The organism is Aerococcus sp. L_32 (assembly GCF_050689315.1).
In genome coordinates this window covers 1-4,039 of sequence record NZ_JBOEQF010000186.1, presented here as the reverse complement: position 1 = coordinate 4,039, position 4,039 = coordinate 1, and the positions used below count along the sequence as shown (strand labels likewise).

The 4,039-nt window shown below is 36.1% G+C and carries 5 protein-coding genes; all 5 read left to right on the top strand.

Annotated features, from left to right (window positions below):
- Positions 1–388 (top strand): riboflavin kinase (locus ACRCJ0_RS10060; RefSeq protein WP_431390347.1); only part of this gene is annotated, 388 nt, incomplete at its 5' end.
- A 194-nt stretch (positions 389–582) separates the two neighbouring features.
- A complete protein-coding gene (locus ACRCJ0_RS10055) occupies positions 583–1,770 on the top strand; it encodes a M20 metallopeptidase family protein (RefSeq protein WP_431387508.1) in 1,188 nt (395 codons plus the stop codon).
- Between the two features lie 268 nt (positions 1,771–2,038).
- The gene (gene hrcA / locus ACRCJ0_RS10050; protein WP_419971282.1) at positions 2,039–3,091 is read left to right on the top strand and encodes a heat-inducible transcriptional repressor HrcA; all 1,053 of its coding nucleotides are present in this window, start codon (positions 2,039–2,041) and stop codon (positions 3,089–3,091) included.
- A gap of 21 nt (positions 3,092–3,112) precedes the next feature.
- Positions 3,113–3,652 (top strand): nucleotide exchange factor GrpE, encoded by a 540-nt coding sequence (gene grpE / locus ACRCJ0_RS10045; RefSeq protein WP_034258366.1) that lies wholly within the window; start codon positions 3,113–3,115, stop codon positions 3,650–3,652.
- 75 nt (positions 3,653–3,727) lie between these two features.
- A partial coding sequence (locus tag ACRCJ0_RS10040; protein WP_431390346.1) for an Hsp70 family protein occupies positions 3,728–4,039 on the top strand: 312 nt, incomplete at its 3' end.

Below are 4,039 nucleotides of genomic sequence, written 5' to 3'. Positions count from 1 at the left end.
TGGGTTCGTTGTTCATGGAGAGAAACGCGGCCGTGAGCTAGGGTATCCAACAGCTAATTTAATGGTTGCAGCAGAATCATTGATTCCAGTTGAGGGTGTCTACGTGGTTGAGATGTTGTTTAATGGGCAAGTCTACCCAGGTGTTGCTTCAATTGGGACTAATATTACCTTCGGGGAAAACCGCAAGCGTACAGTAGAAATCCATCTTTTAGATTTTAAAGGGGAAATCTACGGTGAATACGTAACGGTTTATTGGCATAAATACTTGAGACCTGAACTCAAATTTGATGGCATTGAAGGGTTGATTAAACAAATGGATCAAGATGTGGTTGATGCGAGAAAATACTTAGAAAAATTGCAAAATTTGACAAATGATAAAATTAAATAAATATATCAATTATTAAACGCTATGGACTTATCTATAGCGTTTAATTTTTTATTAAGTATGCAAAAATCAGAGAAATAGGGTGAAATGTTGATATTATAGGATTTCAATTATGAGTTTGTATAGATATTATTAGACAAATTTTAAATTAGGAGTACAATATAGTAGAAATATAGAAAATATTGGAGGAATGTCAAATGGCATATTTAGACCGTGCTAAAGAAATTTTTGATGATGCAGTAAAGGTTCGTCGTCAATTACACGAGAACCCAGAAGTTGGTTTTGAATTACCAGAAACTACTAAGCTAGTAAAATCAAAACTTGATGAGTTTGGAATTGCATATGAAAACGTAGGTAATACATACGGAATCACCGGTACATTAGGTGACAGTGCTAAAGGTAAAACTTTATTATTACGTGCGGACATGGATGCACTGGCAATTACAGAAAAGTCTCAATCAACATGTACATCTAAAAATGAGAATGGACACTTATGTGGACATGACATGCACACCACTATTTTACTAATGGTTTTAAAAATGTTGAAAGAAAACGAAAACCAATTAGAAGGTCAAATCAAATTCTTATTCCAACCAGCAGAAGAAACTTTAAACGGTGGACGTGTCATGGTTGAAGAAGGTATTTTAGAAAACCCCGTACCTGATGCTGGTATGGCATTACATATGTGGCCAAATGGTGACAAAGTAGACGTTGAGATCCACCAAAAAGAAGCTTTAGCATCTGCTTTAAACTTCCGTATCACTATTAAAGGTGTGGGTGCTCATGGTGCAATGCCAAACAACGGTATCGACCCAGTATTTGTGGCTAGCCAAATTATTAATGGGGCGAACGGTATTTTAGCTCGTGAATTACCATCTAACAAAGGTGCTTCTTTATCTATGGGTTACATCAATGCGCCAGGTGGTGCTATCAACGTAATCCCTGATACAGTTGTCTTAGAAGGTACTTCTCGTTCATTATTCCCAGAATCAGCAGACCACGTTTCAAAACGTTTACCAGAAATTGTTGAACATATTGGTAAAGCATTCCGTGCTGAAACTGAATATGAAGTAATGGCTGATTGTCCGTCATTAATTAACTCTAAAGTAATGTCTGAACAAGTGATGGCTTCTGCTAAAGAAGCTTTAGCAGATAAATATGACGTGGTGAATGTACCACCATACTTAGCTTCAGAAGACTATGCACACATTGCTAGCAAATTGCCAGAATCAACATACTTCTTCATTGGTTGTCCATTACCAGATGACAATGGTGAAGTATACCCTGTTCACCACCCATTAGTACAATTCAACGAAGAAGCATTAATTGTTGGATCTGCTACCTTAGCAACATCTGCAACCAACTGGTTACGAGATAATCAATAATATTCTGATAGAAGTCTATAGATAGAGTGCACACCTTCATATCAGTACTTATATCACTAGGAAAAGACGTCAAACATATTATGTGTTTGATGTCTTTTTTTGAATAAATACTTTATTTCAGAATACAGTTAGGGATATATAATAAGAAAAGTTTAAATGTCAAAAAAAGTCAAAATAAAGTTTGACTATTATTGACAAAAGGAATGAAGGGTGTTATATTATAAACATGTTAGCAGTCAGAGTTGTTAAGTGCTAATGAGGTGATAAGATGTTAACAAAACGACAAAGTTTAATTTTACAGGCGGTAATTGACCATTACTCAAGATATCAATTGCCAGTCGGTTCGAAAACTTTATCTCAACATCAAGAAATAAATGCAAGTTCAGCTACAATACGTAATGAACTAGCCAAACTTGAAGAATTTTCATTGATTTCCAAAACCCATTCATCTTCTGGTCGTGTACCAGCTGAAGCGGGTTATCGTTACTATATTAATCACATCATGCCATATTATGGTGGGTTGATTGATTTAGAGCTTGAGGAAGAGGAAGATGCTCTACTTAGAGAAATATTCCATGATCCTTATAACGATTTGAGTCAAGTGATTCGAAAAACGGCTGCGACCCTAGCCTCGCTTTCAGAAAGCGTCGTAATTTCATTGGGTCCAGATATTGCAACACAACGTTTAGCTAATTTCCAGGTGCTGTCACTTACAGCAGATCAAGCAATGGTTATATTAGTGACAGATAAAGGTGTTATTCGTAATCAAATTGTGACTTTCAATAAAGTGGTAACACCACAATTAATTGAAGGAATTGCAGAAATTATGAACCAAGAACTTGTTGGCCTTGAACTTGCAACTGTGATTAAACGACTGCAAACACACTATTTAAAAGATATTGAACAAATGAACCATTCAAAAGAAGATAGTGACCAATTGATCTATCGGTTCATGAATCAATTTAATAGTGATGGTATAAGGGTAAATGGTCAAAATTATTTATTTTCTTCATTAGCTGAATCAGCTAATGGTGCTAGTATTCCTCAATTGAGTCAACTACTAGAAGACCAGTCAGTGATTGCTTCATTGATTAATACCACAGACCAAGGTATCCAAGTGAGAGTAGGTAAGGAACTCAAAGATCCAACATTGGAAAATATGAGTTTAATGTCTACAAGCATGGGTACTGTTAAATCAGGTAAGCTAATTACCTTTGCTGTACTTGGACCTGAAAGTATGTCATATATACGTATGGCACAACTTTTCCAAAGTATTTCAAAAGAAATGGCAAGATACCTGGACAATTATTATAAATCTTAGGAGGTCTATCAATTGACAAAAATGGACGACAATCAACAAGATTTAAATGTTGATGAAGAAATCAACGAAACTGACGTTCAAGATGAGCAAGCAGAAACGGTCGCTGAAGATAGCGAATTAGCTTCTCTTCAAGCAGATTTATCAGCCAAGGAAGACCAAATTATGCGTCTGTCCGCTGAAATTCAAAACATGCACCGTCGTAATCAAACTGAACGAGAATCAGCTTCTAAATATCGATCACAAAACTTAGCTAAAGGTATTCTACCAGCAATCGATAACCTAGAACGTGCTTTAGAATTGGCACAGAATGATGAGTCATCTCAGCAATTAGTGAAGGGTATTGAAATGGTACACGCGAGCTTATTACAAGCCTTAGCAGAGGAAGGTATTGAAGTAATTGATCCTAAAGGAGAAACTTTTGATCCAAACTTCCACCAATCTGTAAGTGCTGTACCAGCTGAAGAAGGTCAGCAAGCTGAGGAAGTGGTTGCTGTTTTCCAAAAAGGGTATGTATTAAAAGATCGGGTTCTACGACCTGCGATGGTTACTATCGCACAATAGATCAGCTAACATAGCTAATAGGTAAAAATATATTCATTCAAATTGATAGATTATTAAAAAGGAGACATGTTTATTATGGCAAAAATTATCGGAATTGACTTAGGTACTACTAACTCTGCAGTTTCTGTATTAGAAGGTGGAGAACCTAAAATCATTGCTAACCCAGAAGGTAACCGTACAACACCTTCTGTTGTTTCATTCAAAAATGGTGAACGTCAAGTTGGTGAAGTAGCAAAACGTTCAATGGTAACTAACCCGAACGCAATTGCTTCAATCAAACGTCACATTGGTGAAGACAACTTTACTGTAGAAATTGAAGACAAAAAATATACACCACAAGAAGTTTCAGCAATGATCTTACAATACTTAAAAGGTTACGCTGAAGAC

Coding starts and splice junctions, on each gene's coding strand:
- grpE (WP_034258366.1), top strand. CDS start 3,113: ATGGACGACAATCAACAAGATTTAAATGTTGATGAAGAAATCAACGAA.
- hrcA (WP_419971282.1), top strand. CDS start 2,039: ATGTTAACAAAACGACAAAGTTTAATTTTACAGGCGGTAATTGACCAT.
- ACRCJ0_RS10055 (WP_431387508.1), top strand. CDS start 583: ATGGCATATTTAGACCGTGCTAAAGAAATTTTTGATGATGCAGTAAAG.